Raw genomic sequence first — 1973 nt, 5'->3', positions numbered from 1 at the left:
TTGCAACAGGACTTGAAGACATGAACACGACTGCCGCGAGCGAAAAGATCGGCTTCATCGGGCTTGGCCTGATGGGCCACGGGATCGCCAAGAACATCGTCGACAAGGGCTACAGCCTGACCTTTCTCGGCCGCAAGAACCGCAAGCCGGCGGAAGACCTGCTTGGCCGCGGCGCCACCGAAGCATCGACCTCGCGCGATGTGGCGGCGGCATCGACAATCGTCTTCATCTGCGTCACCGGTTCGCGCGAGGTCGAAGCCATCATTCGCGGCCCGGGCGGCCTCAAGGAGGGTTTGAAGAAAGGTTCCGTCGTCGTCGACTGCTCGACCTCCGACCCCGTCTCGACCATTGCGCTTGCCGCTGAACTCAAGGCGCTCGGCATCGATTTTGTCGACGCACCGCTCAGCCGCACGCCGAAGGAAGCCTGGGAAGGCACACTCGACGCCATGGTCGGCGCGCCGGACACCCTCTTTGCCAGGGTGAAACCGGTAATCGAAACCTGGGCCGGCCGCATCGTCCATATCGGCGACACCGGCGATGGCCATCGCATGAAGCTGCTCAACAATTTCATCTCGCTCGGCTACGCCGCGATCTATTCCGAGGCACTGGCACTGGCTGAGAAGGTCGGCATCTCGCCGCCGCGCTTCGACAGCGTCATCCGCAATGGCCGCATGGATTGCGGCTTCTACCAGACCTTCATGCGCTGGACGCTGGAAGGTGACCGCGACGCGCACAAATTCACCATCGCCAACGCCTTCAAGGACCTGACCTATCTGGAATCGATGGCGGGTGCGGCCGGCATTGCCAACCCGCTCGGCAACGCCACCAAGAACGCCTTCGCCGGTGCCCACGCAACCGGCCCGGCCGAGCAATTCGTACCGATGCTGGCAACGCATATCGGGAAGGTGAACGGCGTCGACCTGATGCCGATGAAGGATGGCAAGAAGCAGACCATTTAACCGATTGCCCAACGCAGGCGCCGATCACCGCCTCCAGCGCCCGATCCCTTCATCGGTATCCGCAAGCAGCTTGTGCACGGCGTTGCGCGCGGCGGCCGGGCGCTGCAGGCGGATGTTCTTTTCGATCGCCTCATGCAGCTTCTGCGCCTGGCGCTGATCGGCGACCTGCTGTGTCGTGAATGCGAAAAGATGGTCGAGCGCCGACTCGATCAGCACGCCGAGCGGCACCAGAAGGTCGTTGCCGGAGGCGCGCAGGATGGCCAGATGAAAGCGCGTATCGGCGCGGATACGCTCCTGCAGGCTCAAGGCTTCGCCCATCTCGCGGCAGGCCTGGCTGATTTCCGCCATTTGCTCGTCACTGCGCCGTATGGCTGCAAAGGCCGATGCTTCCGGCTCGATGATATGACGAAACTCCTGCACGGTTCGCAGGAACGCCTCGCGGTCGGGCGCCGTCGCGTACCAGGCCAGCACGTCGCGGTCGAGCAGGTTCCAGCGCTCCTTCGGCTCGACCCAGCTGCCGATCTTGGGGCGTGAGGCCAACAGGCTTTTCGCCATCAGCATCTTGATGGCTTCGCGCACCGCCGAACGGCTGACATTGAAGATCTCGGCCCATCTGGACTCGTTGGGCAGGATGGTGCCGGGCGGATAGTCGCCACGCACGATCCGCAGGCCGATCTCGCCGGCCAGCGAGACATGGACGCTCGCTCCCGCAAAATGCGCGGCACCGGCCTTGCGCATGACAGCCGGGCCGTGGCTGGCTTGTGCCTTGGCCCGGTCGGTTCGCTTGCTTGACTTCTCGTCCGGCATCCACGTTCCAATGCGTCGACCGTCTGTCGTCCGGACTGGTCCGAACCGCACGGGCGCCGATCTCGTTGCCGAAAAATCCAGATCACGGGCGCAGCAAAGCCGGAGCCGGTTGCCCCAACCATTGCGTCCGTTCGGGAATTATCGCTTCCGTCCAGGAATGACGGGGCGCCCGCAGCCGGGCGCCCCGAAATCGAGAACCTACTTCTG

General features: G+C 63.8%; 2 protein-coding genes. One reads left to right on the top strand and one right to left on the bottom strand.

Annotated features, from left to right (window positions below; genetic code table 11):
* Positions 1 to 20: 20 nt before the first annotated feature.
* Positions 21 to 959, top strand: a complete 939-nt coding sequence (locus ENZ75_RS30220) for an NAD(P)-dependent oxidoreductase (RefSeq protein WP_063168519.1) — start codon at positions 21 to 23, stop codon at positions 957 to 959.
* Between the two features lie 24 nt (positions 960 to 983).
* Here the strand turns inward: ENZ75_RS30220 and ENZ75_RS30215 are convergent, their stop codons facing one another.
* Entirely contained in the window at positions 984 to 1766 is a 783-nt protein-coding gene (locus ENZ75_RS30215) for a FadR/GntR family transcriptional regulator (protein WP_013530856.1), read from the bottom strand.
* Positions 1767 to 1973 lie beyond the last annotated feature (207 nt).

This window comes from Mesorhizobium sp. M7A.F.Ca.CA.002.04.1.1, assembly GCF_004022805.1.
GTDB classification, from domain to species: domain Bacteria; phylum Pseudomonadota; class Alphaproteobacteria; order Rhizobiales; family Rhizobiaceae; genus Mesorhizobium; species Mesorhizobium ciceri.
The sequence above is the reverse complement of the archived record's forward strand: the minus strand, read 5'-3'. Positions and strand labels throughout refer to the sequence as shown.